A 26,738-nucleotide genomic window follows, 5' to 3' on the forward strand; every position below is an offset into this window, starting at 1 on the left:
CTGCGACGAGCACGTCGTACGGCGACCACGCATCGAGACCATCGAACTCGCAGAAGACCGGGAGCTGAGTCCAGGCAACGAGGTGCAAATGCGCCAGCACGGCAGCGCGTTCGACGGCATACCGGCCTGTTCGCCTGCTGGTCCTGCCGGCCTTGCAGTCGATCAGTACGAGGTCATGGACCTTCGCCGCAAGGAGATCCGGGAACCAGCGAATGCAACTGTCGGTCTTCCGGAGCGCGCATTGGAGCGCGCGGCTCGGCTGCCCTTGCCCCCAGAAGCCGACGTCTCACCTTCGCTCGGTGAGTTGCTCGGCGACGTACCGCTCATGCACGTCATCTATTGCTTTCCGCTGCTGAAAGCTCGTCATGGATGCAGTGTGGCCCGCAGCGAAGAGCAGGTACCCGATCATGGATTGAACCTAGCCAGTCCCATTCAGTCTCAGTAGTTCTCACTGTATTCGCGAGTTCGGCTTCGGCGAACTCAAACACGGCCTGGGCCTGGACCACTTCGAAGCCCGCGCCTGGCGCCGCCGACCCCTCCAGGTGGCCCCTCGTACCGCCGCCCAGCCCCTGCGCCGGTGTTGGACCGGCACCTGCACGGCCTGCGGCCGCCCCCTCACTCAGCCGAGCAACGGGCGCGTCAGTCGGGCTTCGCCGCCGTTGGCAGGGGCGTGCCGGCGACGGAGATCGACGCGTACAGGCGGTCCAGATAGGCGCGCAGACGCTCGGCCATGTCGACGTCGTCCGGTGCGAGGGCCCACTGGAGCTGGATGCCGTCCATGACGGCGAAGACCTCGCAGGCCGTCGCGTCGCACGGCGCATTCGCGAGGAGTTCTCCGGCTTCGACCGATTCGCTGAGCGTGGCGGCGAGTTGGGCGATGACGCGGTCGTAGCGGCGGGAGAAGAAGGCGCGGGCGGGGTGGCCGGGTTCGGAGGATTCGCCGACCAGGACGTTGAACATCTTGGTGCGGCCGGGGCGGCGGCTGTTGTAGTCGGCGAGGGCGATCAGGCGCCGGAAGGCGTCCGCCGCCGAGGCGAACTCCGCGGCGAAGAACTCCTCGATGTCCTGTTCCTCGCTGCGTTCGAGGACGGAGACGAGCAGGTCCTCCTTGCTGCGGAAGTGGTGGAGCAGACCGCCCTGGGTGACGCCGACGTCCTTCGCGATGCGGGCCAGTGAGGACGCATGGAAGCCCCACTGAGCGAAGTGCTCGACGGCCGTGTCGAGGATGCGGCGGCGCCGCTCGTCGCCGACCGCATAGGTGCCGCGCGCCTTGGCCGTGTTCCGGTTGGGGCTGGTCGGGCTGCGGCGGCTGTTCGTGCGCTCCATGCAGGTCACAGTAGCCAAGCGAGACCACCGAGGACTATTGAGTGACGCACACCACATTTTGAAAACCTACTACCTACTCGGGTTTCGTGGTTGCCTATGCGCGCCGACACGGCGTGGGAAGGGCCGCCCTCGTCGTGGGTCCGCGACGCACCGGCGCTGATCAGCCCGTGCCGCGCGCGTTTTCCCCGTAACCGCCGTCCACCTTCTGTCGCCGACGGCGCCTCCCCGTCCCCCTCACCCGTTCGTTCCGCCTGCCCGCCGGTGAGAGCCGCCGCCCCGAGGAGTTTGGCCATGAGCACTTCCAGATCCGAGACCAAGCACATGTCCCCCGCCCCCGAAGCGGAGCCGCGGCCACGCGCCGCCGTCGCGATGGGCCGCCTCCTGTGGCTGCTCGCTGTCGGCAATACGGCGATGTACATGGTCTACATGGGCGTGGGTCAGGTGCTGCTGCCCGTGCAGGTGGAAGCGCTCGACCCGGCGGGCAAGGTCGCCAATTTGGGGCTGGTCTCCGGGATCGCCGCCGTCTTCGCGACACTGTTCAATCCGCTGGCAGGACTGCTCTCGGACCGCTCGCGGCGGCGCAATCCCTGGATTTTGGGCGGTGGGATAGCCGCCCTCGGCGCGCTCGCGCTGCTGGGCGCCGTGCGCAGCATCCTGTTGGTGACTATCGGCTGGTGTCTGGTACAGGCGATGATGAACGTCTACCAGGCCGCGATCACGGCTGTCGTGCCGGACCGGGTTCCCCAGGAGCGCCGCGGTCTCGCCTCCGCCATGGTCGGTGTCGGTGTGCCGGTCGGCACGATCGTCGGGGTCACGGTCGCGTCGTCGTTCGTGCCGAAGGACGTGCAGACGGGCTATCTCGTGCTGGGCACGGTCATCGCGCTCGTGGCCGTGCTGTTCACGTCGCTCGTACACGAGCAGAAGCTGCCGGCCATCGAGACGGTTCCGCTCGGGCGCCAGCTCGCGGCGTTCGGTTCCGCGCTCAAGGCGGCCGACTTCCGCTGGGCGTTCATCGGCAGGTTCCTGATGATGCTCGGCTACTTCGCGGTCATCCTCTACCAGCTGTACATCCTGCAGGACCACATCGAGCTGCCCGGCGGTCTCTCCCCCACCGGCGCCGTCGCGATCATCTCCCCCGTCAACTCCCTCTGCATGCTGGTCTCGACGGTGATCGGTGGCGTCCTGTCCGACCGCATCGGCCGCCGTAAGCCGTTCATCGCGATCTCCTGTGTGTTCACGGCGCTCGGCATGTTGATTCCGGTCGTCAGCCCTACGTGGACGAGCATGCTCGTCTTCAGCGTGCTGGCCGGGCTGTCCTTCGGCTGCTTCATGGCCGTGGACACCGCCCTGGTCACCCTCGTCCTGCCCAACACGGACGACGCGGCCCGCGACATGGGAGTTCTCAACATCGCCAACGCGGGGCCGCAGATCATCGCCCCGTTCATGGCCTCCCTGGTCGTCGGCACGCTCGGCGGCTACGGCGCGCTGTTCGTCGTCGGCGCCGTGATCACCGTCCTGGGTGCGCTCTCCGTCGCCCTGATCCGCGGCGTCCGCTGAGCCGTCCTCGCCACCGCCGATCAGCCTCTCCCCACATCACCCCACTCTCCGAGGAGTTGTGCATGCCTCCCGCCCCCCGCAACGACGGCCATCCCTACCAGGACGCCTCCCTCCCCGTGGAGGGGCGCGTCGTGGACCTTCTCGCCCGTATGACCCTGGAGGAGAAGGCCGGGCTGCTGTTTCACACCATGCTGGCGGTGCACCCGGACGGCAGTCTCGTCGAGGCCGGTGACGAGGCGTTCGCGCCCACCGACACCAGCGGTGCGATCGGTACGAAGCTGCTCAGCCACGCCAACCTGCTCGGCTCGGCCCGGCCCCGGCAGCTGGCTCAATGGCACAACGCCGTCCAGGAGCTGGCGGCCGGCACCCGGCTGGGCATACCGGTCACGGTGTCGACCGACCCGCGCCACTCGTTCACGGCCAACATCGGGGCATCCATGAACGCCGGGGCGTTCTCGGCGTGGCCCGAGCCGACCGGTCTGGCGGCCACCCGCGACCCCGAACTCGTCCACCGCTTCGCCGACATCGCCCGGCGCGAGTACCTAGCCGTGGGCCTGCGCGTCGCCCTGCACCCGCAGGTCGACCTCGCGACCGAGCCGCGCTGGTCGCGTCAGGCGGGCACGTTCGGCGCTGATGCCAAACTGACGAGCGAGCTGGTCCAGGCGTACATCCGCGGCTTCCAGGGCGACGGGCTCGGGCCGGACAGCGTGGCCACCATGGTCAAGCACTTCCCCGGAGGCGGCCCGCAAAAGGACGGCGAGGACCCCCACTTCCCGCACGGCAAGGAGCAGATCTACCCCGGCGGCCTGCGCGAACTGCACTTGGAGCCGTTCAGAGCCGCCATCGCCGCCGGGGCTTCGCAGATGATGCCGTACTACGGGCAGCCGATCGGCACCGACTGGGAGGAGGTCGGCTTCGGCTTCAACAAAGGTGTGATCACGAACCTGTTGCGGGAGGAGCTCGGCTTCGACGGCATCATCTGCACCGACTGGGGCCTGCTCAACGACGCGCACGTCCTCGGCGAGCTGCACCGGGCCCGCGCCTGGGGCGTGGAGCACCTCACGGTCTGCAAGCGTGCGGCCAAAGCCCTCGACGCGGGCATCGACCAGTTCGGCGGCGAGGCCTGCCCCGAGGTCGTGGTCGAACTGGTCCGCTCCGGACGGATCAGCGAGGACCGCATCGACGTGTCCGTACGCCGACTGCTGCGCGAGAAGTTCGTCCTCGGCCTCTTCGACCGCCCCTACGTGGACCCGGATCTGGCCGAGGAGATCGTCGGCAACAGCGAGTTCCGCGCCGCCGGCGATGCCGCTCAGCGACGCTCGCTCACCGTCCTCGTCAACCGGGACGACATCCTTCCCGTTGCGGTTGAGCGCCCGAAGCTGTATGTCGAGGGGGTGGGTGCTGTCGCCGCCCGCGCCTATGGAGACGTGGTCGTCGACCCGGCCGACGCCGACCTCGCCGTTCTGCGGCTGCACACCCCTTACGAGCAGCGGGAGAACCGCTTCGAGTCGCTGTTCCACTCCGGTCGCCTCGACTTCACCGCGGAAGAGCTCGACCCGATCCTGAAGCTGCTCGACACGGTGCCGACGGTGGTGTTCCTGAACCTCGAACGCGCCGCCGTCGTACCCGAGATCGCCGAGCGGGCCGCCGCGCTCCTCGCCGACTTCGGCGCGAGCGACGAGGCCCTGCTCGACGTGGCCTTCGGCCGCGCACAGGCGCAGGGGCGGCTGCCGTTCGAACTGCCCCGTTCCATGGCCGCAGTCGATGCCTCCCGCCCCGACGTTCCGCACGACACCGCAGACCCGCTCTTCCCCTACGGGGCCGGCCTGGACCTCTGAACGACCGACCCCACCACCCAGTCCCCGGGGGCTGAGCAACCGACCCTGCCCCGCTGGCTCCGCCCCCGGCCCCACCCGCAAGCAAAGGAATCCCCGCATGCCTTCCCCCCTGCGCACGCGCCTCGCGGCCACCGGTGCCGCTGGTGTCGTCCTGACCACGTTCGGTGTCGCCGCCGCGGTCGAGACCGACGACAGCGCACAGCACGAGAAGCCCGCGGCCGCCCCCCGGACGCTCACCGGCCTGCGTGTCCTGCTCTCCAACGACGACTCCATGCAGGCCGCCGACGCGTCACACTCCGACGGCCTCGGCCTGTACGAGATCCGCAAGGCCCTGTGCGCGGCTGGTGCCGATGTCGTCACGATGGCGCCCTGGCAGGTGCAGTCCGGCAAGGGCACGTCCGTCACCAACGGCGGCACCCTTACCCTCGCCGAGCGCACCGCCCTGCCCGCCGGGTACGAGGCCGACTGCGGCGGCACCCCGTCCGGCGCGCCCGTGTTCGGGGTGTGCCTGTCGGACAGCCCCTGCGGCAAGGACACCCCGAGCGCCTCCCCGTCCGACACCGTCAAGTTCGCCCTGCGCACCGGCCTCGCGGCGAAGGCGGGCTGGAAAGACGGCCCTGACCTGGTAGTCACCGGCATCAACTCCGGCCCCAACGTCAGCGCCCAGGTCAACGACTCGGGCACCGTCGGCGCGGCGATCGCCGCCATCGACCAGGGTGTGCCCGCAGTCGCGTTCTCCTCGTCCGGTGACGCCTCCCAGACCAGCTTCCCCGCCGCCAACTACCGTGCGCACGCCCGCTTCGCCGCCCGCTTCCTCGCCGGAATGCGCAGCAAGAACCTTTTCACTGACCGCTTCGCGGTGAAGGTCGACTATCCGGACGTGAGCGCGGGACAGCGACCCGAGCCGCCGAAGTGGACGAGCATCGGCCACGGCCAGGTCGTCTGGCACGCCTACAAGGCCAAGCAGCGGACCGGCGCCGACAGTTACGGCATCGCCATGGGCGTGTGCAGGAACGGCGCCGACGACCCGTGTACCGAGACCGTCAAGGACGCCGACTCCACCGCCCTCCTCGAAGAGGGCCACATCACCGTCGCACCTGTTACCGCCGACCGTACGTACGGAGTCACCGTCGGCGGGAGAAAGAAACTGGCCGAGCTGAAGCACTACGTCACTCACGATGCCCCGCGCTCCTGACCCCTGGAGTCCCCCGTGCCCAACACATCAGCCCACGTCACCGTCCATACACCCCTCGGCCCGGTGCGCGGCGAACGCCGCCCCACCGGCGCCCGCTTCCTCGGCATCCCCTACGCCCAACCGCCGGTCGGCGAGCTCCGGTTCGCCGCACCCGTACCACCGCGGGCCTGGGCCGACGTCCTGGACGCCACCTCCTACGGGCCGACAGCGCAGCGCAGGCCGTTTGCCGAGGTCACCACCATCCCGGAGCCGACGATCCCGGGCACCTCCACGCTCAACCTCAACATCTTCACCCCCGATCCGGCCCCGGCCTCAGGTCTGCCGGTCCTCGTGTGGATCCACGGCGGCGGCTACGTCGCCGGCTCGGCGGCAAGCCCGTGGTACGACGGCCGCGCCTTCAACCGGGACGGCGTCGTCCTCGTCTCGCTCGGCTACCGGCTCGGCATCGAGGGCTTCCTGCACCTGCCGGACGCGCCCGACAACCGGGGCGTACGCGACTGGATCACCGCCCTCGAGTGGGTGCGCGACAGCATCTCCCACTTCGGCGGTGACCCGGATCAGGTGACGATCGCCGGCCAGTCGGCGGGCGGCGGCGCCGTGCAGACTCTGCTCGCCACGCCCGCTGCACAGGGGCTGTTCCGGGCGGCGATCTCCGTGTCCGGAGCGGTGATGGACCCTCAGGACCGCGAAACGGCCCCGGCCGTCAGCCGTCTGTTCACCAAACGCACCGGCGTCCCTGCGACAGCGGCCGCTCTCCGGGACCTGTCCGACGGGGAACTGCTCGCACACCAGGACGCGCTCGTCGCGCCGGGAGCCGATCGTGGAACGCTGCCGTTGCTCACCCTCGCGCCCTTCGCCGACGGCGAGTTGATCCACCAGCCGGTGCCGGACGCGCTCGTCGACGGCGACGCGGGTGCGGATATCCCGCTGATGGCGGGCTTCACGGCACACGAGTTCAATGCCCTGCCCGCACCCGGCGCCACCGAGGCCGACCTGCACGGCATGCTCGCCACCCTGGGCCTGGACGCGCAGCGCACCCGCCTCTTCCTCGACACGCACGCCGACCGCGCGGGCGATCCGGCCGCACTGATGGGCCAGGCCGTCACCGACACGACGTTCCGCGCGCCCGCACTCGCCCTTGCCGAAGCACGCGCGCGACGCGGACGCCCCACCTGGCTCTACCAGTTCGACCGCGGCAGCACCGCCCCGGAGTTCAGGGGATCGGCATATCACTGCGCGGATCTGCCCTTCGCGTTCGACCTCCTCGATGCCGAAGGCGTCACCGCGGCCCTCGGCGAGGACCCGCCCCAGCACCTGGCCGACGCCCTGCACGCCGCGTGGGTCGCCTTCATCCACCACCAGGACCCAGGACCATCCTGGCCCCGCTACAGCCCGGCGGGCCGCGAAACGATGCTGTGGGGCGACACACCCCGCGTCGAGAAGGACCCGCTGCGCCATGTACGGGTGACCTGGACCGCCCGGCCTTCGCAGCGACACCGCAGCAGTCATTCCTAGACCGAACCGCCCCTCTCCACTCAGGAGTTGCCGCATGACCATCGATGTCCAGCACCTCGACATTCCCGCCCTGCTCGCCGCACTCACCCAGGAGGAGAAGGTCTCTCTCCTCGACGGTTCGGACTTCTGGCGCACCCAGCCCGTCGATCGGCTCGGCATAGCGTCCGTGATGGTGTCGGACGGGCCGCACGGCCTGCGCAAGCAGCCGGAGAACGGTGACCACCTGGGCCTGTTCGCCAGTGTCCCGGCCACCTGCTTCCCGCCCGCCGCGGGCTTGGCGTCCAGTTGGGATGTCGAACTGCTCGGCCGCGTCGGCAAGGCCCTCGGCCGCGAGTGCCGGGCCGAGCGCGTCTCCGTACTGCTCGGCCCCGGCCTCAACATGAAGCGCTCCCCGCTGTGCGGCCGCAACTTCGAGTACTTCTCCGAGGACCCCCTCCTCGCGGGGGAACTCGGCGCGGCCTGGGTGAGCGGCCTGCAGAGTCAGGGAGTGGGCGCGTCCCTGAAGCACTTCGCCGCGAACAACCAGGAGACGGACCGCATGACGGTCTCCGCCGAAATCGATGAGCGCACTCTGCGCGAGATCTACCTGCCGGCTTTCGAGGCGGTCGTCACCAAGGCGCAGCCGTGGACCGTCATGTCCTCATACAACAAGGTCAACGGCACGTACGCCGCCGAAAGCCGCAAGCTCCTCACCGAGATCCTGCGCAGGGAATGGGGCTTCGAGGGTCTGGTGGTCTCCGACTGGGGCGGCGTCGACAACCGCCCGGCGACCCTCGCCGCGGGCCTCGACCTGGAGATGCCCGCGTCGGGCGGTGCGGGCGGCGGCGCGATTCTCGACGCTCTGGAGGCCGGTGAACTCACCGAAGACGAGGTTGACGTGGCGGTCACGCGCCTGCTCACCCTCGTCGACCGTTCGCTGACCACACTCGCCGCAGAGCCTGCGGGGGCCCCCTTCGATGCAGACGCCCACCACGCCCTGGCCCGCGAGGCCGCCGCGGCGAGTGCCGTCCTGCTCAAGAATGAGGGTGCGTTGCTCCCCCTCGACCCCGATTCCGGTGGCACCGTCGCGGTCATCGGCGAGTTCGCCCGTACGCCCCGCTACCAGGGCTCTGGCTCGTCGCAGGTGAGCCCCACCCGGCTGGACAACGCCCTGGACGCGCTGCGCGCCGCGCTCGACGGGCGCCGCAAGGTGTCCTTCGCGCCGGGCTATGTGATCGAGTCCGAGCAGGCCGACCCCGCACTCGTCGCAGAAGCCGTGCGCGCGGCGGCCGGCGCCGAGGTCGCCGTGCTGTTCCTCGGCCTGCCCCCGTCGTACGAGTGTGAGGGGTTCGACCGCGCGCACATGGACCTGCCCGCGCACCAGATCGAGCTGCTCCACGCCGTCGCGGATGCCAACCCCCGGGTCGTCGTGGTGCTGTCCAACGGGTCTGTCGTCACGCTCGCGCCCTGGCAGGACCGGGCGCCGGCCGTCCTGGAGACCTGGCTGCTCGGCCAGGCGGGCGGCTCGGCTGTTGCGGACCTGCTGCTCGGCGCGGCGTCGCCGTCGGGCAAGCTCGCCGAGACCCTCCCGGTCCGGTACGAGAACGGCCCGACGGTGGGCGCGTTCCCCGGCGAGTTCGGCTCCGTCCGCTATACCGAGGGCCTGCACATCGGCTACCGCTGGTACGACGCTCACCGCCTGCCGGTGGCCTACCCGTTCGGGCACGGTCTGTCCTACACGACGTTCGCGTACCGCGACCTGACTGCCACGGTGCGGGCCGACGGCGCGGACCCACAGGTCGAGGTCTCCTTGACCATCACCAACACCGGCGACCGGGTGGGCACGGAGACCGTCCAGCTGTACGTCACCGACCCCGAGGCCTCCGTGCACCGCCCGGAGCAGGAACTGCGCGCGTTCGCAAGAGTCACGCTCGAACCGGGACACAGCGCGCCGGTGACGCTTACGCTGGGGCGCCGGGCCTTCGCGTACTGGCACGAGAGGGCCGGACGATGGGCAGTCGAGGGCGGCGAGTTTGGCCTGCGCGTCGGCGCGTCCTCACGTGACATCCGCCTGGAGGCGACGGTCGAGCTGACGGGCGACGCGCCCGCCATCCCGCTCCGCACCGACTCCACGGCGGAACAGTGGTTGGCCCACCCCGAAGCAGGTCCCTGGCTGCGCGCGGCGCTGGGAACCGAGGGGTTCGGGGCGGTCCTCCACGATCCCCGCAACGGCCCGATGATGCGCGCGATCCCGCTGTCCCGACTGGCGCGTTTCCCGGGGTTCCCGGTCACACACGGGCAGGTGGCGGAGGTCGTGGCGAAGTATGTGACCTCCTGACCCCTGCCGGGCGGCGGATTCTCGTACGGCCGCCGAGGGGCCGTACGAGAATCCGCGCTGGCACCGTTCCTGTATGGGTCGTGTGCTGTGCCGCCGCGCCGTGGTTACTTCCCGGCCGCGCGGCCGTGCAGTTGGTGTTGGGGTATCGCGCTCGGCGACATCGGCGCGGAAGGCATGAGAACTATGGCGTATCCACGCCCTGGAAGACCGCTAGTGTCCTGCGCCGGAGATCTTTCGGGCCGTACGGTGGTGTGGGGGCTGGCCCCGAGGTTCTCGGTCCTCTTGACCGGCTCTCCGCGCTGCGGGACGGTCGGTGCGCGCAACTATGCGCAGGCACCCATCTCCGACATACGCGCTGCACGCGCCACTGTAAGCGTGCGAGGCGCGAGGGCAGAGTGTTCCGGCGACGTTCGCCAAGCGATGAGTTCCGGCGGTGCCAGGAGTCCTATGGGGCGAACGTCAACACTCAGAAAGGAACCCACCATGCCTGCGAACACCGAACAGCAGCGCAAGGTCATTGCCGACGCCGTCGTTTCGATGGACGGGTACACCAGTACAGGCCCCGAGGACGACATGAGCTGGGCCATGGAGCACATCACCAGCGAGCAGAGCGAAATCCTGTACGAGGGGATCTGGCGCGGGGTAGGCACGGCGGTCGTCGGCCGCGTCAACTGGGAGGGTTTCACCTCCGTATGGCCCGGCCTGACCAACGACCCGGCCAGTTCGGCCCGGACTCGCGATCTGGGTAACTGGCTCGCCACCGTCGACAAGGTGGTCATCTCCACCACCCTGCAGCAAACCGACCTGGACAAGACGGAGTGGGCCAACGCCCGAGTCTCCCGCGACCTCGAAGCCGAGGTGCGCTCCCTCAAGGCCGCGCCGGGTCGCGACATTCTGGTCCTGAACAGCGCCAGCATCATCAAGGCGCTCCTCAAGGCCGACCTGATCGACGAACTCTTCCTGACCGTGCTCCCGACGACCCTGGGCGCAGGAGTGCGCCTGCTGCCCGACGGCCTCTCGTCGAAATGGCGGCTTTCCCACGTCACCACCATCCCCACGACAGGCGCTGTCGCCCTGTGCTACCGCCGCCCCTGAGGTTGTCTCTGGAGCTCCTGCGCTCGTCCTACGGGAGACGGACTGACGTGATGGTGGGGTGGGTGCCTGGCAGCGAGCTGGATCCGACAGGCCGCGAGGATGCCGACTATCCGTGCTGCTCCGCGGTCCGCGCTGCTGGCGATCCTGCAGACTCATCCCCACCGCATTCATCGTGAACTCCGGTATCTCATAGCAGAGTTCACAGACGTGGGGAAAGCCGCCATCGCAGGATCAACAACGGGGTCTTATATCGGAACTGCACGGGATCTGCCCTGCACGTTTTGACAGGTGGAAGACCGCATATGAGCGACACCGACGCTGGTCGGCAGACGGCACCTGGGACAGCCTCTTCCCGGCCGTCCCGGCCGACGCCGACGTCGAGGGCCGCATCGACCGGTCGATGGTGAGCGTGGACTTCACCTCATGCCGGGCCCACCAGCACGCCGCCGGAACCCGCAAGAAGCGCCCGCGGGCGCCGGGAAAAGAACAACGCCCCGGCAGCACCGTCCGTCCCGACGAGGGACTCAAACGCTCCCGGGGCGGCCTCACTTGCAAGATCCACCTTGCCGGTGGCTTCATCGAGCAGTAGCGGCTCTGGTCCACTTCGTGAGCTCTAGCGCTGATGGGGGGGTGCACCTGATCACGGACGGGCGGACATCACCTGTTGCGTGATGGATGCGGTGAGCGTCGCTGACGTACTTCTGCCCGGTGTGGGGGTGGAGGTCGAGAGGGTCGTCCTAGGGGGGTCTGAGGTCCGGCTCGTCGTGCGGTATCCGGCAGGCTCGGCCGCCTGCCCGGAGTGCGGGCAGAGATCTTCACGGGCCACTTTTCGGTTTCCTCCGCTGTGGGCATGAAACGTGGCGGCGCAGCAGTGGGGAGCAAACCGTACCGGGCCTGCCCCCTCCACTGCTGCGCTGGTGCTGCCGACCTACTTCTTGGGCATGAGGACGGTGTCGATGAGGTTCACGGTGGCGTTGGAGGTCTTCACGTCACCGCACACGATGTTGGCCGAGTCGTTCACCTTGTACTTCATGTCCGACCCGGATGTGGTGAGAGTGCTGCCCTCGAGCGTCTTGAACGTGCCGTCCTTGAGTTTGTCGGTGGGGATCTTCTCGCCCACGACGTGGTAGGTCAGGACCTTCGTCAACTGGGCCTTGTCGGCGAGCAGTTTGTCCAGGTCCGCCTTGGGGATCTTCTTGAAGGCATCGTTGGTCGGCGCGAAGACGGTGATGTTCTTGGCGTTGTTGAGGGTGTCGACCAGGCCGGCCTTCTTCACGGCCGTCACCAGCGTGGACAGTTCCGGGTTGTTGGAGGCGGCCGTGGCGACGGGGTCATCGGCCATGCCCGCGGCGCTGCCCGCACCGTCCTTGGGAAGCGAGGAACATGCGGACCCGTAGGGTTCGTTGGCCATACTGGGTGCCGCGCTGGCGGCTGGGCCGATGATGCCCAGGGAGAGCGTCAGGGCAGCAGCCGCTGCTATGGACGCTCGGGAAAGAGCAAGGGTGTTCATGGGAGGTTCCTCCCGGAGAGGGGCGGGCCGACGCTGGTGTCGGGCCCGGAGATGTGGGGGCGCGGGCCAGCGGGCCTCACACCGTGCCCGGATGTCGGCCCTAAGACAGCAGCATGCTGCTCAAGCCGGTCCAGGATCTGCCCTATCAGGCTAACCAGGCTGCTCATGCCCCGCATGCGCAGCTCCTTGGCCAGCACAAACACCCATCTGTGCTGTCAGTGACCGCGAGTGTGGCCAGGCCATGAGTGGCTTCGGCTTCCGCATCCCCGGGGATTGAAGCTATGAGCCACCGACGGCTCATTACCTTGCTTCGGTCCGGGGTGCGGTGCGCTCAGAGTAGGTGAGGGCTGGTGCATGCGAGTGGGAGTCACGGCGCGTCAGCCCACCAGCCCCCGGAAGAGCACACGCTGTGGGTTCGAATCGAGGCGTGAGGACATCTCCCAAGTTGTGGGTGCGGTTGCCGCTGGGCGCGTTGAGCGGTCTGCTGGCGGGTTTTTCGGCGCTGGCTGTGGCGGAGCTGGTGTCCGCTGCGGTTCGTCCGGAGGCGGGGCCGATCATCGCGGTGGGCGGAGCGGCTATCGACCGCACGCCTACCCCTGTCAAGGACTGGGCGATCCGCCACTTCGGCGAGGACGACAAGCTGGTCCTGCAGCTGGGGATCCTTGGCACGCTGGCGTTGCTGGCCCTGGTACTGGGCGTCGTGGCGTTGCGGTTTCGGCGGGTCGGGGCGGCGGGGGTGCTGCTGTTCGGTGTGATCGGTGGGGCCGCTGCCCTGACGCGGCCTGACTCATCGGGGTTCGCCGATGCACTGCCTTCGGTGGCCGGTGCCGTCGTGGGCGCGGCACTGCTCTACTTCCTCATCGGACGGCTGACCGCGTCCGCGCGGCCCGCCCGCACGGGGGCAGCGCCGGAACAAGGGCCCGGATGGGACCGCCGGGGGTTCGTCGTCACCGCTGCCGCCGCCGGCGCTGCGTCCATCGGCGTGGGCGCGCTGGGACGTTACCTCAATGGCAACGCAGCGGAAGCAGCGCTCGAGTCCCGCAAGGCAGTGCGCCTGCCTGCTCCCGTCTCACCCGCACCTGCCCTGCCGGCCGGCACACAGCTCAAGATTCCGGGCATCAGCTCGTTCACGACATCGAACAAAGCGTTCTACCGTGTCGACACCGCCTTGGTGGTGCCGAAAGTCAACGCGAACACCTGGCGTCTGCGTATCCATGGAAAGGGTGTCACCCGCCCCACCACGTTGACCTTCGACGACCTCCTCCGACGTGAACTGATCGAGCGTGACATCACGCTGACGTGCGTGTCCAACGAGGTCGGTGGCCCCTACGTGGGCAACGCGCGGTGGCTGGGCGCGCGGCTGGCCGACATCCTCGCCGAAGCCGGTGTGCGCCCTCCCTCCAAAGGCGGCCCCGCCGACCAGCTCGTGGCTCGTTCCGTGGACGGCATGACGCTGGGCACGCCCGTGGAGACTGTCATGGACGGCCGGGACGCGATGCTGGTCGTGGGGATGAACGGGCAGCCGCTGCCCTTCACGCACGGCTTTCCGGTCCGGATGCTGGTCCCCGGTCTCTACGGTTACGTCTCGGCGTGCAAGTGGATCCAGGACATCGAGCTCACCACGTTCGACGACTACGACTCCTACTGGGTCAAGCGAGACTGGGCCCAAAGGGCGCCGATCAAGACCCAGAGCCGCATCGACACCCCCAAACCGCTGGCCCGGCTCAAAGCCGGAACGGTGGTGGTCGCCGGGGTGGCCTGGGCCCAGCACCGCGGCATCGACCGGGTCCAGGTCCGTATCGATGACGGCCCCTGGCAGAACGCCGAGCTCGCCACCGAAGCGAACATCGATACCTGGCGCCAGTGGTCCTACCCCTGGGAGGCGACTTCCGGAAGTCACACCTTGACCGTCCGCGCCACCGAACGCGGCGGGGAGGTACAGACCGAGAAGCGCACCGGCACCGTCCCCGACGGGGCCAGCGGCTGGCCCTCCGTCGTCGTCACCATCGACTGAGAGAGCGTTCTACGGTTTCCAGGAGTGGTTCCCTGCCGGTCAACCGTAAGGCCAGCAGAGCAGGGGCTCACGAGGCGGTGAGGGACTTCGGGTATGGCGCAGTGAATGTTTCACTGACGGATACTCACGCTTGGTCTTCTGGAGCCCGGCGACGAATGGACCGCTGACGGGGACACGCGACTCAAGCGCTCAGTAGGACAGCGCCGCCGAGGGTTTGAGTGGTTGTCTCTCAACCACCCGGCCTTTGCGATCAAGGGTTGGACGGTGGGCCGCTGGGGCCGGCGGGTTGGGTAACGAGAGCGACGCCGGAGGCGACGTGCGCCAGCAGGGCCCCGCTGCCTCGGCCGCGAGTCGCGGGCGCCGCGCAGAACGCTTCCCTTGTTGCATCCCGCAAGGCGCCGCCCCTCGTTTCCGGAGCTTTTGCGGGGAGCGGGAAGAACCGCACGGGCCCAGCCACCTCTTCCTCATCGGGGCTGGGCCGCGTCGTGCTTCCCCGATCTGTTGGCCGGGGGCGAGTTTCAGCTGTGGTTCATGCCGGCTGAGTTGTGGAGCATGCCGCAGCTGGCGGGGGCGGTGGCTTCTTGGGGCAGCTTGGGGTCGAGTTCGCTCTTGCCCTTGCTGAAGTCGTAGACACCGTTGCCGTTGGGGTCGATGCCGTGCTGCACGACGTGCAGGTTGGTGATGTGGTCGGCCACGGCCTGTGAGACCGGGATGGTGCGGGAGTAGGACACGTTGCCGTATCTGTCCGCGAGCGGCATCCGGTCTACTGCGAGTCCACTGGCCTTGGAGGTGTCGCCCTTGGTGGTCAGGGAGATGTTGATGTCTCCGTAGGCGGGGAGCCCTTCGGCTGTGGTGACGATGCCGTCGCCGTTCTTGTCCGCGCTGGCATCGGGGCAGTGGAAGTTGTGCCCCGTGGTGGAGCCGTGGATGTGCTGGGCGTGCGGCTGGCCGGGGACCAGGCCCTGGGCGTTGATCGTCACGGTGAGCTGCTGTCCGTGGAGGCTGAGCAGGGCGGTGCCGCTGGCGCCGGAGTTGTTCAGCTGCTGCAGGCTGACCTTGTAGTCCTGGCCATGCCGGGCGGGGGAGCTGCTGTCATGTCCGTCGTGGGCCAGGACGGGGGCGGCCAGGGCGATGGTGAAGGCCGCAGGCAGCGCCACGAGGGCGGTGAGACGGGCTGAGCGCTTGACGGTCATCGAAATGCATCCCCTTCCGGGGCGACTATCGGCCAGAGAACCCGGCTTCATGGTGGGGCCTTTGCCCCTTTGTAGGTAATTCGTCGCGGTCGTTGGGGTGGATTGGTCGAACCCCGTGATGCTCGACTGGTTCGGCTTCCGGTGTCGCCCGCTCTACTGAGGCTCTGGGCGGCTCCCTGCCTCCGCTGATCGCTCAGGCGTCCGACCGGGGCGTCAGTATCGAGACCGTGCCCACAGCGGCGATCCGGCCAGCGGCAGTGATGAGAACGCGGGACCCTGCGGGCTCCGATGCCACCTCGACCAGGGCCCCGCATGCCGGCACCGGTGCATGCACCGCGACGCTGAGCCCGGCCACGCCCGCAGCGGTCATGCCCGAGGACAGCAAAGCCGCTTGTCGCACGGCTTCCAGCAGGGCCAGGACGGGCAGTTGGGCCGGACGGCCGGCGAGCAGGATGGGATGTCTGGGGTCGCGCGGGACGATGACCAGGCGCCCCTGCGGCGCCCGCGCCAGCAGGACATCGGTGTCGGCGGCCGCGCCCACTGCAGCCGCCGGGGGGTGCATGAGCGAAGGCAACGGCTCTGCAACCGTCGCCCCGGTGCCAAGTGGCACCGGACGGGCCACCTGCATGGTGCACGACCCGAACGGCACTCCCGCGTGCTGATACTCCGCCGTGACGCGGAAGGCGGCGAGCGGGCCGGCGTATCTGGCGAGGTCGCTGACGTTCACCCGGGCGGTCACCTCAGTTGCACTGCCGTGTTCCGTTGGCTGGGACCAAGGGCGCAGACCAAGGCTTGCCGTGACGGGCTGGAGCGGGGCAAGCCCTGCTGCGGACAGATACCCGCGCTCCAGCGCGAGGGCGAGCTGGCGGGTGGACTCCGCCATGATCAGCGGATGGTGCGAGACGGCGACCGAGCGCTCATTGAGCGGATGCAGACGGGGCCACTGGCACTGAGCGGTGAAGCTACGGCTGCCAAGTCGCCGCAGGGACACGATGAGCAGGGACGCCATCGAATCCAGGCCAAGCGCGCGCCACGTCAGCGTTCCTGACGCCTCTGGGGCTGGCGGCCGTGGGGCTTCGGGCAGGGCCTCCCGGTGCTCGCGGGTTGACACTGCAACCCTCGCCACACTGTGCATGGGACTCTCCTGCCGAAGGATGGAGTGCTGCCCCGTGACGGGCCCGACATTCCGTGGCGAGCGGCCGAAGGCGGCTCATTGGTGGCGGGAGCGCCAGTAGGGATTGTCGTGAGGGAGGGTTCCGCTGACCCTGCCGTACATGCCGCCGGTCATCAGGAGCAGTCCGACGGCGAAGCTGAACAGCACGTTTTGCATGCGGAAGTTGAGGAGGTTGTAGCGGCTGCCCAGGGTGAACAGGTTGGCGAAGCCTGCGAGGAGGAAGACGATGCCGATCAGCGTGGTCAGGGTGGAGGCTGTGTTGCCTCCGCGGACAGACGCCGCCAGCAGCAGTGCACTCACGGCGATGGAGATGATGCTCAGGGCGCCGTTGGTGCTCAGGCCGAGCGTTGTGTGGCTGCCGGTGTCGAAGAAGCCGATGCGGTGGATGAGCCCGAGAATTCCAAATGCCAGCAGGAACAGGCCCATGAGTCCTGCGGTAATGCGGTAGATCTGACTGAGGCGGTGGTCGACGGGCAGATGCTCGTCGAGCTTCACGTGCCGCAGCCGGCGCGGTCGGGCGTGGGCCGTGGTCATGGAGGTGACCTCCTTGCCCCCCAAGTGGTGATGTGGGTCAGCAGTCCGGAGGCTGCCCTGCGGTGGGTTGGACGTGGGCGGCGCTGACCCACCCGTGATTGTTGTCGTCGAAGTACCACGTCGACGTTCCGCTCACCCAGTCGCCATTGGTCTGGCAGAAGAGCTGGATGTGCGCGCCCGGGGCAAGGACGGAAGTCGCTGGTGCGTGCCGGTAGGGAGCGTCGCGGACATAGGTGTCGGACCACGTGATCACCACTGCTGGCGCCGCGTGAGCGCGTGCATCCCAGTGTGGTGACGAGGTGTGGATCCACGGGCTTGGGTGCCCGTTTGAGGCGTGGGCGCTCCCCCCGGCTGCCGTGGTTCCCGCGAAAGCGAAGGCTCCCGTCATCACGGCGGCACACCACGCGGCACGGGATCGTGTTCTGTTCATGGCCAGATCCCTTCCTTCTCCCGGTGCTATCCGCATACCGGGGCGAGGTTGGCCGGGAGGCGCAGCAGGTTGAGTGAGTGTGTCCTCCCACCAGGAATTCGACGCCGGAGTGGGATACGGATTGGGGCAAAACCAAAAAACATCTCTTTATGCTGGATCTGACCGCTTGTGTGAGTTCTGGATCTTCCGTTGAGGGCGTAGAACGTCTTCGGTCACCGACCGCACCCGCGAGGCTCTGTTGGTCGGCGACGAGCGGCTTTTCAGTCTTCTGCATGTCGTCATGCAAGCTGTCAGAGCGTCTGGAACCGGGCAGCTTGGGGCGGACCGCTCGGCCCGCTCTCCTATGATCGCTGCCCCTTGGGTGATCATCTGGGCAGGCGGTTGCCGCCTGCGCCTCCCGTGTCGTGTGGCGTCGGGGAAATGCGCTCGCTGCCGTATGGGCGTCCGGTTGTCGGTTCATGTCTCCAAGCGGCCCCGCTGGTGCTCCCGCCACCGCGGCAACGTCCTTGCAGGGCCCTGGGGTGCGAGGGGCGGCGTATGCGCATGGCCGGCCCCTCGCACCTGCCGGTTGTCACATCTTCGGCATGAGGACTGTGTCGATGATGTAGACGTTGGCGTTGGCGGTCTTGACGTTGCCGCAGCCGACGTTGGCGGAGTTGTTGACCTTGTAGGACTCACCCGACCCGGCAGTCGTCAGCTTGGACTTCTCCAGCGTCTCGAACGAGCCGTTCTCCAAGTCCTTGGGCGCCAGCTTCTGGCCCACGACGTGGTAGGTGAGGATCTTGGTGAGCGTGGCCTTGTCGCTCAGGACCTTGTCCAGGTCAGCCTTGGGAATCTTGGCGAAGGCGTCGTTGGTGGGCGCGAACACGCTGATGTTCTTGGCGTTGTTCAGCGTGTCGACCAGGCCCGCCTTCTTGACCGCGGTCACGAGGGTGGACAGTTCGGGGTTGTTGGACGCGGCAGTGGCGACCGGGTCCTTGGCCATGCCGTCGAAGCTGCCCTTGCCGTCCTTGGGCACGGAGGCACAGGCCGGGCCGAACGGCTCGTCCATGGTGCCCGTGTCGCCGGCGCTTTCCTTGCCCTTGTCGGTGGCTGTGTCCGAAGCGGCAGACGACTTCGAGTCCGAGGACGCCTTGTCCTTGCCGTCGTCACTGGAGCAGGCGGTCAGGGCCAGCGGCAGGATCGCTGCCGCGGCAAGAACGAGGGCTCCACGGCGTGTACGGCGGGTGATGGCGTTCATTTCTACTCCTTGATTGTTTCTTCGTGCAGTACAGAAAGACGGGGAGGGTGCTGGCCGGGCCGGCGCATGGCCGCGGTCAGCGGCTGGTCAATCCACGGTGACCACCACCGAGTGCCAGCCGCTGGCCCCGTCGGGGATGGTGCGGGTCCGCTCCTGGGTCTGGGTCTGGCCCGTGCGGTCGGTGGCCCGGACCGTGAGGGTGTGGCCGCCGGAGGTGGCTTTCCAGGGGAAGGACCACTGGCGCCAGGTGTCGCGGGTGTCCTCGGCGGCCAGATCTGCCTGGCGCCAGGGGCCGTCGTCGATGCGGATTTCGACCTTGTCGATGCCGCGGTGCTGGGCCCAGGCGACTCCGGCGATCATGACGGTGCCTGCTTTGGGCCGGGCGAAGGGTTTGGGTGTGTCGATGCGGGACTGGGTTTTGATAGGGGCTTTGCGGGCCCAGTCCCGCTTCACCCAGTAGGAGTCGTAGTCGTCGAAGGTGGTGAGTTCGATGTCCTGGATCCACTTGCAGGCGGACACGTAGCCGTAGAGGCCGGGGACCAGCATGCGTACGGGGAAGCCGTGCACGAAGGAGAGGGGCTCGCCGTTCATACCGAGGGCGAGCAGCGCGTCACGGCCGTCCATGACGTCCTCGACGGGGGTGCCGATGGTCATCCCGTCGACGGAGCGGGACACCAGCTGGTCCGCGGGGCCGCCCCGTGAGGGGGGCTTCACGCCGCACTCCGTCAGCAGGTCGGCCAGGCGGACCCCGATCCAGCGGGCGTTGCCGACGTAGGGGCCGCCGACCTCGTTGGACACACAGGTCAGGGTGATGTCGCGCTCGATCAGCTCACGTTGCAGCAGATCGTCGAAGGACACCGTCATCTCGCGGGTGACGCCCTTGCCGTGGATCCGCAGCTTCCATGAGGTCGCGTCGACCTTGGGAACCACCAGCGCGGTGTCGACGCGGTAGAAGTCCTTGTTGGGCGTCACGAACGGGCTGATGTCCTTGATCCGCAGCGCGGCCCCCTTGGGGACGGGCGAGGCGGCCGAGGCCGGGGCGGGCAGCATGACCTGCTTGCGGGAGGCGACGGCATCCTGGCCCTGAGCGCCGTTGAGCGATCGGCCCAGGAGACCGGCCCCGGTAGAGGCGGCCGCCGCAGCCGTTGCGGCGACGATGAACCCCCGCCGGTCCCAGCCCGCTTCCTCGTGGTGAGCGGGCTGCGCGGTCGCAGGAGCCGTCACGCCACCTGCGGTCAACGGCTCTTCGACGTCGGCGGGATCCGGACTCTTGCGCGACCGCAGGTGCCCGACCAGGTAATACAAGAGCCCTGCTCCGACCACGGCACCGGCCACCGACGGCAGCGCGTCCATGGCGCTGGTGGAGTCGGGCCGCCCCGTCGCGGCGAACGCTCCGACCACGCCGAACAGGAGGACTCCGGCCGAGCCGACGCGACGGTATCGGGCCGCCAGCGCTCCCAGGGCGAGCGCGAGAAGGGTGAGGACGGCCAGGATGCCGAGCTGCAGGACGAGTTTGTCGTTCGTTCCGAATTCGCGGATCGCCCAGTCCTTCACCGCGGCCGGCGTGCGGTCGATCGCGGCCCCGCCCACCGCGATCACGGGGCTGGACTCGGGGCGTACCGCGGCAGACACGAGCTCGGCCGTGGCCAGCGCGGAGTAACCCGCCAGCAGACCACTCAAGGCGCCGAGCCCGCCAAGGCGCCACAAGCCTGTGCGATGCCTCGATGTCTTCGCTTCTTTGCTCACACCGGCTATCCGGAGCGGCGGCGGGGTGCGGATTGGTCCCACACTCATTTGAGGGAGAAATTTCTTCTCGACCAATCCAACAGGTCCACCGCTCCGAATCTCCCCTCCGGGCCTCGTGGAGGGCGCTGCGGAAGTGGGCGTCAAGCGGACCAATCCGGTGATCTGGGTCGCTCCGGATTACGTGCAGACAGGGAGGTGATGGCGAGATGACAGACGAAGAGTTCGACGCCCTGATAGCGCAGGTGCGTGGAGAGATCCTTCAGCACCGCTTTGCTCCGCCCCCTCCCCACGAGAAGCAGGACGACGATACGTACGCCGCCCGGGCCCGGCACGAGGAATTCGGAGCCTGCGCTCACTGACCAATGCCCGCCGCACGGCCCATCGTTGGTTCGTGCGGGTGATATGCGGCGTCCAGGCCAATCCGGCCGTCTGACGCCAACGGAGAACCGGTCGAGGGGCGCAACAGCATCTCTCGCGGGCAGGGACCCACCGTCCTTGCCCGCTGGTTCTCCATCCCTGTGAGGTAGTTCCATGTCTCGTCTTCTCAAGAGCGCGTCGCTGCTGGTCGCCGTAGGCGCGGCCATCCTGGGCGGCGCCGGCGCGGCATCCGCGGACAGCGGCGCCGAAGCGATTGCCGCCCACTCACCCGGCCTGCTTTCCGGCAACGTCGTCCAGGTGCCCGTCCACGTGCCCGTCAACGCCTGTGGCAACACGGTCAGCGTGATTGGCCTGCTGAACCCGGCCTTCGGCAATACCTGCGTCAACAGCTCCCACCACGGGAGCGCGTGGAACTAGCCGCCCCTAAGCGCCCTATACCTGCTCTGGGCCAGGACCCCGCATCGTGGCCCAGAGCAGGTCAGCGCCGTCATTTCCGCATTACCAATCCGCCCGGCCGTCGGCAACGAATCACTACCGCCACTCGAAGGCCATGGCGAGTACGTCACTGCTCGGGTCGGCGATGATGACGGCATGAGGAAAGCGGTGTTCATCGGCGGCAAACCGGACGACGAACCGGATCTCGCCGCAGTGATGAAACAGGTCACCGGCGGCGACGAGCAGGCATTCGGAAGACTGTACGAGTTTGTCGCCGGCCCGGTCTTCGGGATCGTGCGGGCCGTGGTGCGTGATGTGGCGCAGTCCGAGGAAGTGACGCAGGAAGTGCTGGTGGAAGTGTGGCGTCACGCCGCCGACTACCGGCCGGAACGGGGATCAGTGATGAACTGGGTGCTCACGCTGGCGCATCGGCGCGCGGTGGACCGCGTCCGCTCGGTCGTGGCCTGCGCCGCACGGGAAGAACGTGCCGCCCTGCGCGACCGGCTACCGGAATTCGACGTGACCGCGGCGGAGGTCGAAGCCCGCCAGGAACGCGAAGACGTGGTGCGCTGCCTGGAGACGCTCACCGACATCCAACGCGAGTCGATCAACCTGGCCTACTACCAGGGCTTGACCTACCGAGAAGTGGCCGAACGTCTGTCCACCTCACTGGGCACGGTCAAGACCCGCATGCGGGACGGACTGATCCGACTCCGGGACTGCCTGGGGGTGGCGACATGACCACGGCCGAACCTCACACCCTGTCCGGAGCATACGCACTCGACGCTCTCGAACCCGACGAGCGCGCGATGTTCGAGGAGCATCTGGCCCTGTGCTCGGACTGCCGCCAGGAGGTGGCGGAATTCGCCGCCACGGCCGGCCGGCTGGCACTCGCCGTCACCCTTGCCCCGTCTGCCGCACTCAAGCGGTCCGTCCTCGGAAAGATCCCCAACGTCCGCCAAGAGCCCCCGCACACCGTGCGTGAGGCGCACGTGCCCATATCGGCCCGAAGCACGTTGTGGCTCCGCCGGTTCATGCTGGCTGCCTGCCTGGCCGCCGCAGCCCTGGGCGGCGTGGCGACCTGGCAGCATCAACAAGCCCAGCAGGCCCGCGAGCAGGCAAGCCGGGCCGAAGCCAATGCGGATCAAGTGGCGGCCGTTCTGGCCGCCGACGACGCGCGAACCCACGCCGAGGCTCTGCCCGACGGAGCCCGCGGCGTCGTCGTGACATCGGCGAGTCAGAACCAAGCGGTCTTCACCGCCTCCGGCCTCGACGCGCTCCCCGAGGGCAAGGTTTACGAGCTCTGGTTCAACGACGACGGCACCATGCGTCCCGCGGGACTCCTCGACCGCGACCAGAGCAACCAGCTCACCCTCATGGAGGGCACCATCGGCCAGGCAACCGGCATGGGCATCACCGTCGAACCCGCGGGAGGCTCCAAGACACCGACCCTCCCGCCCGTCGGCCTGATCGACTTCCCCGCATGACAGCCCGGGCCGTCCCCAGGTTTCGCCGGCACCATGGCGCTGGGCCGGGAGTACGTGCCTGGCATCCATGCGGCGCTCGGTTCCGGTGCGGCGAGGCCCCTCGCCAGTCCAGCGTTCCACGTCTCAGATGATGTTGTCTGTCAGGGACGCTGGCCCAAGGTTGTTTCATTTGAAGTTGCGGCCAGGCATCCGGCCCTCAGCGGCGGTAGTGCGGTGCGTCACTGGCCTGTTGTGCTCGGTGGCTTGCCGGGGCTGGAAGAGGAGCGGAAGCGGTTCAGAGCGGCGGCTCGTTCGGACCCCGCCCTCACCCCCTCAGTGGCCCTGCTCCGCACGCAGGTTGAGGAAACCTCAGTGGGTGTGGGCGTGAGGGAGTGTGCGCAAGAGTTCGGCGCCGATCACGAGCGCGGGACGGTGGTCGAAGCGACACCGATCCCATTTGTGCCCGCGTCGTGCTCGGCTACCTGCGAGCCGGGCGCGAGCTGGATCCGGTCGGGCTCGCGGCTCTCAGGGCCCACTCGGACTCCTTCCGGTGTGCTCAGCTGTGCTCACGAGGGGCAGTACCGCCCGGGGACTCTGCACCCAGGAGCGTGAGCAGCCCGGGGAATCTCTTGTCGATGTCCGCGCGTCGTAGTCGGATGCCCTTGCGGTTGCCGTAGTCGATCTCGTCAATGAGACCTGCCTCGCGCAGGACCCGGAAGTGGTGGGTCTGGGTCTGCTTCGAGATCGGAAGATCGAACGAGTTGCAGCCCCGCTCGCTGTCGCTGCGGTCGGCGGCCAACTGCGTCATCACCGAACGGCGGTGCTCGTCGGCGAGGGCGCGAAACACCGCACCCAGATCGAGCGCATCGGCCTCCGGGCCGACCAGGTTTCTCCCGGCCACGCGGCACCTCCTTCAGGTATGACTTGCATCGTACCTGAAGGGCATGCTTCCCTGAGGTACGAAATTGATCGTACCTTGGTCCGGTTGCACCACCCCGTGCCGCCGCTCCCTCAGGCCCGGCCCGGCACTCGCCGGGGACCTGGTCATCGACACTCCGAGAGGTCATCGCCATGAAGAAGCCCGAGGTGCTGATAGTCGGTGCCGGAATCGCAGGACCCGCACTCGCGTACTGGCTCTCCCGCAATGGCTACCGGCCGACGGTCGTCGAACACGCCCGGCAGCTGCGCTCCGGTGGTAGCGCGATCGTCGTGAAGGGGCCCGCGATCCCGGTCGCCGAGCGCATGGGCGCCCTCCCGCAGCTCCGCGAGCTCGCCACCCGCAATCGGTCGCTGACCCTGCTCGACCCCGGCGGCAGGCGAATCCTGCAGCTCCCGCTCGCCTCGGACAAGGCGCCGACGGTCGAGGTGACCCGAGCCGACCTGTCCGAGGTGCTCCACCGGTCGGCGCAGACCGAGGCCGAGTTCTTGTTCGACGACACGGTCACCGCTCTCGACCAGGATGAAGGCGGGGTGGACGTTACCTTCCGGCGGGCCGCGCCACGGCGCTTCGACTTGGTAGTCGGTGCCGACGGGATGCACTCCACCGTACGGCGCCTGGTATTCGGCCCCGCGCAGCAGTTCGCGAGCGACCTGGGCCTGTACGGCGCGACCGTCCCGCTGGAACCCGACGCCATCGAGGACCCGAGTGAGATGACGATGCTGACCGTGCCGAACCGGATGCTGGTCCTCCACCCCTCGCGGACCACCCCGCTCGCGATCTTCACTTTCCGGGCCGCACAGCCGGCGCCCCACGACCGCAAGAACATCGCCCTTCACAAGCAGACCGTGGCCGACGCCTACGCCGACGTGCGGTGGCGGGCACCGGAACTCGTGGCGGCGTTCCTCGACCACCCAGCTCCGTTCTTCGACCCCCTGACCACCGTCCGGGTGCCCTCGTGGTCCCGCGGACGGGTCGTACTGCTCGGGGACGCGGCGGCGGCGACAGCCCTGCTGGGTGACGGGTCCAGCATGGCGATGGCGGGCGCGTACGCCCTCGCGGAAGAGCTCGCCGCCCATCCCGATGATCACGCCCGCGCCTTCGCCGCCTACGAGTCGCGGCTCCGCCGCGAGGTAGACCCGCGACAGCGACGCGTCGGTCTGCTCTCCAGGCTCATGGTGCCCCGCACCCGGCCGGGCCTCGCGGTGCGCAACGCGGTGGGCCGCGCGGTCGGTCGCACGAACCGGATCGCCTCTCGCGAAGCCGCGAACCGGTAGACCGAGCCCGCACCGACCGGTCACCGGCCGGTGCGCAGCTCCCCTGTAGCTCCCAACCGGGTCGGCACCGCCAGGTCCGACGAGCCCGGCGTGGCAGGCCGTCGCCGATGCGGCAGATCGACTGCTGTCGGCCTCACCCACCGTTCCCGGCGCTCGCCACGACACCGGTGCTGTGGGGGACTACACCCCCCGCGACGCGGAGGTGAAGTGCTGGACGGACAAGGCCTATCAAGGCGCCGGCGGCACCACCCGGGCGCACGTCCGCGGCCTGCCTATCAAGCTGCGGCAACGTCGGCACAACAGCACCCACGCCCGGATCCGTTGCCTCGGCGAGCAAGCCATGGCCGCCCTGAAGGGCTGGCGCCTCCCGCGGAAACTCCGCTCACGCACACGAGCGATCTTCTTGTCACGGCACAGCACTGTCGGCCACACGAGCCACCGGCCGGGCGATTTTCGGGCTATCTCAGACACCGTCACCAGAAGATCGACAGTCACGCTGCGTACGCGACCACACCAAGTGGACCAGAGCCTCTGAACGGGAGTCGTTTCGCCAGTCGGAGGCCGGTGTCCTTGCCCTGCTGCATGACCATGGCTTCCTCGCTTCAGCCTGCGGGTTCGGCGGCGGCCGCTTTACGGTCGTCGAAAAGCTCCACCAGGGCACGCACCGAAATCCCGGCCTCTGCGGGGTGGCGGAACGTGCCGTCCAGGCACAGCGTGTACTGATTGCACCGCCCCACCCGTCGACGGTGCAGATAGCCCGCCTGTTCCAGATCGGCCACGACCGCCTGAGCGGTGCGCTCGGAGATCCGGCAGGCAGCTGCCACCTGTCGCAGCGGCACGGCCGGTTCGCGTGCGATGGCCAGCAGCACTCGCGCATGGTTCGTTAGGAACGTCCACCCTCCAGCCTCGCTGGCCATGGCCCTTCTGCCTTTCCTTGCCGACCTGCCCCGTGATTGCGCAGACACCAGCACGGCGATGCCGGAACTTCCTCTCGTATATTGTCGCGCGTATTGCAGGCGAAAGTAGCCTCCTGTGCCGCGTGGGGGGTCGGCGGGTAAAGACCAGGGGCTCACGGACATGCCGTGCCCGTGATGGGGGAGCCGGAAGACGTAGGGTCCGGCCGCCGCGCGCTGTGCGGCGGCGGCGGCCGGAGGGCGCGAGGATCAAGGCTCCCCCTCGATCCTCGCGCGAGGGATGCCCCCGCCGGCGCTGCGAGGCTGCGGGCGTCGCCTCGCTGGTGCCTTAAAGGGCAGCGGCTGGAGCCGCGTGTCGGTGGTGCGGCTCCAGCCGGCCTCGGCAGTCGGTCACGGCTCCGGGTCAGGGAGCCGGCGGTGCGGGCCAGAGCCCAACGTCACCTGATCTGAGAGTAGAAGGAAGCCGGAATGATCGGAAGCGGACATGGCTCCGCTGGTCAGCTAGCCGCAAGCCGCCGACTGACTTCAGAACCGCCCGGGGGGACTTGTGTGAGGGCCGATCGGGGGGCTCGGTCCCTCGCGCCCCGGCCGTCGCCGAACCCGAACGCGGTGGCGGCTGGCCGCCCCCAGTTCCACCGCAGCCCCCC

General features: G+C 68.6%; 20 protein-coding genes and 2 pseudogenes. 13 read left to right on the top strand and 9 right to left on the bottom strand.

The window, feature by feature from the left end:
• Positions 1-88 precede the first annotated feature (88 nt).
• Positions 89-445 (top strand): hypothetical protein, encoded by a 357-nt coding sequence (locus ACWD02_RS04725; protein WP_451204485.1) that lies wholly within the window; start codon positions 89-91, stop codon positions 443-445.
• Positions 446-639: 194 nt separating this feature from the next.
• Here ACWD02_RS04725 and ACWD02_RS04730 read toward each other — a convergent pair whose 3' ends face one another.
• Entirely contained in the window at positions 640-1,326 is a 687-nt protein-coding gene (locus tag ACWD02_RS04730; RefSeq protein WP_451204487.1) for a TetR/AcrR family transcriptional regulator, read from the bottom strand.
• 291 nt (positions 1,327-1,617) lie between these two features.
• Here ACWD02_RS04730 and ACWD02_RS04735 point away from each other — a divergent pair, with 291 nt between their 5' ends.
• From ACWD02_RS04735 to ACWD02_RS04765, 7 genes and pseudogenes are all read left to right on the top strand, one after another.
• On the top strand, positions 1,618-2,883 hold the full coding sequence (locus ACWD02_RS04735; protein WP_451204489.1) for an MFS transporter: 1,266 nt from the start codon (positions 1,618-1,620) through the stop codon (positions 2,881-2,883).
• A 62-nt stretch (positions 2,884-2,945) separates the two neighbouring features.
• Positions 2,946-4,721 (top strand): glycoside hydrolase family 3 protein, encoded by a 1,776-nt coding sequence (locus ACWD02_RS04740; RefSeq protein WP_451204491.1) that lies wholly within the window; start codon positions 2,946-2,948, stop codon positions 4,719-4,721.
• Positions 4,722-4,818: 97 nt separating this feature from the next.
• A complete protein-coding gene (surE, locus tag ACWD02_RS04745) occupies positions 4,819-5,916 on the top strand; it encodes a 5'/3'-nucleotidase SurE (protein ID WP_451204493.1) in 1,098 nt (365 codons plus the stop codon).
• A gap of 15 nt (positions 5,917-5,931) precedes the next feature.
• Positions 5,932-7,431: a carboxylesterase/lipase family protein gene (locus ACWD02_RS04750; RefSeq protein ID WP_451204495.1), complete on the top strand. Its 1,500-nt coding sequence runs from the start codon at positions 5,932-5,934 to the stop codon at positions 7,429-7,431.
• A gap of 34 nt (positions 7,432-7,465) precedes the next feature.
• A complete protein-coding gene (locus ACWD02_RS04755; RefSeq protein ID WP_451204497.1) occupies positions 7,466-9,748 on the top strand; it encodes a glycoside hydrolase family 3 C-terminal domain-containing protein in 2,283 nt (760 codons plus the stop codon).
• A gap of 483 nt (positions 9,749-10,231) precedes the next feature.
• A complete protein-coding gene (locus ACWD02_RS04760) occupies positions 10,232-10,843 on the top strand; it encodes a dihydrofolate reductase family protein (RefSeq protein ID WP_451204498.1) in 612 nt (203 codons plus the stop codon).
• A gap of 221 nt (positions 10,844-11,064) precedes the next feature.
• Positions 11,065-11,414, top strand: a pseudogene (locus ACWD02_RS04765) (transposase); the annotation flags it as partial.
• A 357-nt stretch (positions 11,415-11,771) separates the two neighbouring features.
• Here ACWD02_RS04765 and ACWD02_RS04770 read toward each other — a convergent pair.
• A complete protein-coding gene (locus tag ACWD02_RS04770; RefSeq protein WP_451204500.1) occupies positions 11,772-12,353 on the bottom strand; it encodes a fasciclin domain-containing protein in 582 nt (193 codons plus the stop codon).
• A gap of 451 nt (positions 12,354-12,804) precedes the next feature.
• Here ACWD02_RS04770 and ACWD02_RS04775 point away from each other — a divergent pair, with 451 nt between their 5' ends.
• Complete coding sequence (locus ACWD02_RS04775; protein WP_451204502.1) at positions 12,805-14,367, top strand: molybdopterin-dependent oxidoreductase; 1,563 nt, start codon at positions 12,805-12,807, stop codon at positions 14,365-14,367.
• Positions 14,368-14,903: 536 nt separating this feature from the next.
• On the opposite strand, the pseudogene ACWD02_RS04780 reads toward ACWD02_RS04775, so the two are convergent.
• The 5 genes and pseudogenes from ACWD02_RS04780 to ACWD02_RS04800 all read right to left on the bottom strand — a co-directional run.
• A pseudogene (locus ACWD02_RS04780) lies at positions 14,904-15,560 on the bottom strand (hypothetical protein); the annotation flags it as partial.
• A 193-nt stretch (positions 15,561-15,753) separates the two neighbouring features.
• Positions 15,754-16,569, bottom strand: a complete 816-nt coding sequence (locus tag ACWD02_RS04785) for an AfsA-related hotdog domain-containing protein (protein ID WP_451204503.1) — start codon at positions 16,567-16,569, stop codon at positions 15,754-15,756.
• A 201-nt stretch (positions 16,570-16,770) separates the two neighbouring features.
• Positions 16,771-17,268, bottom strand: a complete 498-nt coding sequence (locus tag ACWD02_RS04790) for a DUF4383 domain-containing protein (protein ID WP_451204505.1) — start codon at positions 17,266-17,268, stop codon at positions 16,771-16,773.
• 1,001 nt (positions 17,269-18,269) lie between these two features.
• Positions 18,270-18,929, bottom strand: coding sequence for a fasciclin domain-containing protein (locus ACWD02_RS04795; protein WP_451205840.1), 660 nt, complete (start codon positions 18,927-18,929; stop codon positions 18,270-18,272).
• A 96-nt stretch (positions 18,930-19,025) separates the two neighbouring features.
• Positions 19,026-20,684: a molybdopterin-dependent oxidoreductase gene (locus tag ACWD02_RS04800; RefSeq protein WP_451204507.1), complete on the bottom strand. Its 1,659-nt coding sequence runs from the start codon at positions 20,682-20,684 to the stop codon at positions 19,026-19,028.
• 531 nt (positions 20,685-21,215) lie between these two features.
• On the opposite strand from ACWD02_RS04800, the gene ACWD02_RS04805 reads away from it, so the two are divergent.
• From ACWD02_RS04805 to ACWD02_RS04815, 3 genes are all read left to right on the top strand, one after another.
• Positions 21,216-21,479 carry a chaplin gene (locus ACWD02_RS04805; protein ID WP_451204509.1) on the top strand — a complete coding sequence of 88 codons (264 nt, stop codon included), beginning with the start codon at positions 21,216-21,218 and terminating at the stop codon, positions 21,477-21,479.
• 174 nt (positions 21,480-21,653) lie between these two features.
• Positions 21,654-22,238 carry an ECF RNA polymerase sigma factor SigK gene (gene sigK, locus ACWD02_RS04810; protein ID WP_451204511.1) on the top strand — a complete coding sequence of 195 codons (585 nt, stop codon included), beginning with the start codon at positions 21,654-21,656 and terminating at the stop codon, positions 22,236-22,238.
• Positions 22,235-22,984, top strand: a complete 750-nt coding sequence (locus ACWD02_RS04815; RefSeq protein ID WP_451204513.1) for an anti-sigma factor — start codon at positions 22,235-22,237, stop codon at positions 22,982-22,984. Before sigK ends, ACWD02_RS04815 begins: the two co-directional genes overlap by 4 nt.
• A 535-nt stretch (positions 22,985-23,519) precedes the next feature.
• Here the strand turns inward: ACWD02_RS04815 and ACWD02_RS04820 are convergent.
• Positions 23,520-23,864, bottom strand: a complete 345-nt coding sequence (locus tag ACWD02_RS04820; RefSeq protein WP_451204515.1) for an ArsR/SmtB family transcription factor — start codon at positions 23,862-23,864, stop codon at positions 23,520-23,522.
• A gap of 170 nt (positions 23,865-24,034) precedes the next feature.
• On the opposite strand from ACWD02_RS04820, the gene ACWD02_RS04825 reads away from it, so the two are divergent.
• Positions 24,035-25,177 carry an FAD-dependent monooxygenase gene (locus ACWD02_RS04825; protein WP_451204517.1) on the top strand — a complete coding sequence of 381 codons (1,143 nt, stop codon included), beginning with the start codon at positions 24,035-24,037 and terminating at the stop codon, positions 25,175-25,177.
• Positions 25,178-25,779: 602 nt separating this feature from the next.
• Here the strand turns inward: ACWD02_RS04825 and ACWD02_RS04830 are convergent.
• Entirely contained in the window at positions 25,780-26,046 is a 267-nt protein-coding gene (locus tag ACWD02_RS04830) for a MarR family transcriptional regulator (RefSeq protein ID WP_451204520.1), read from the bottom strand.
• Positions 26,047-26,738 lie beyond the last annotated feature (692 nt).

Source organism: Streptomyces sp. NPDC002853, from assembly GCF_053591915.1.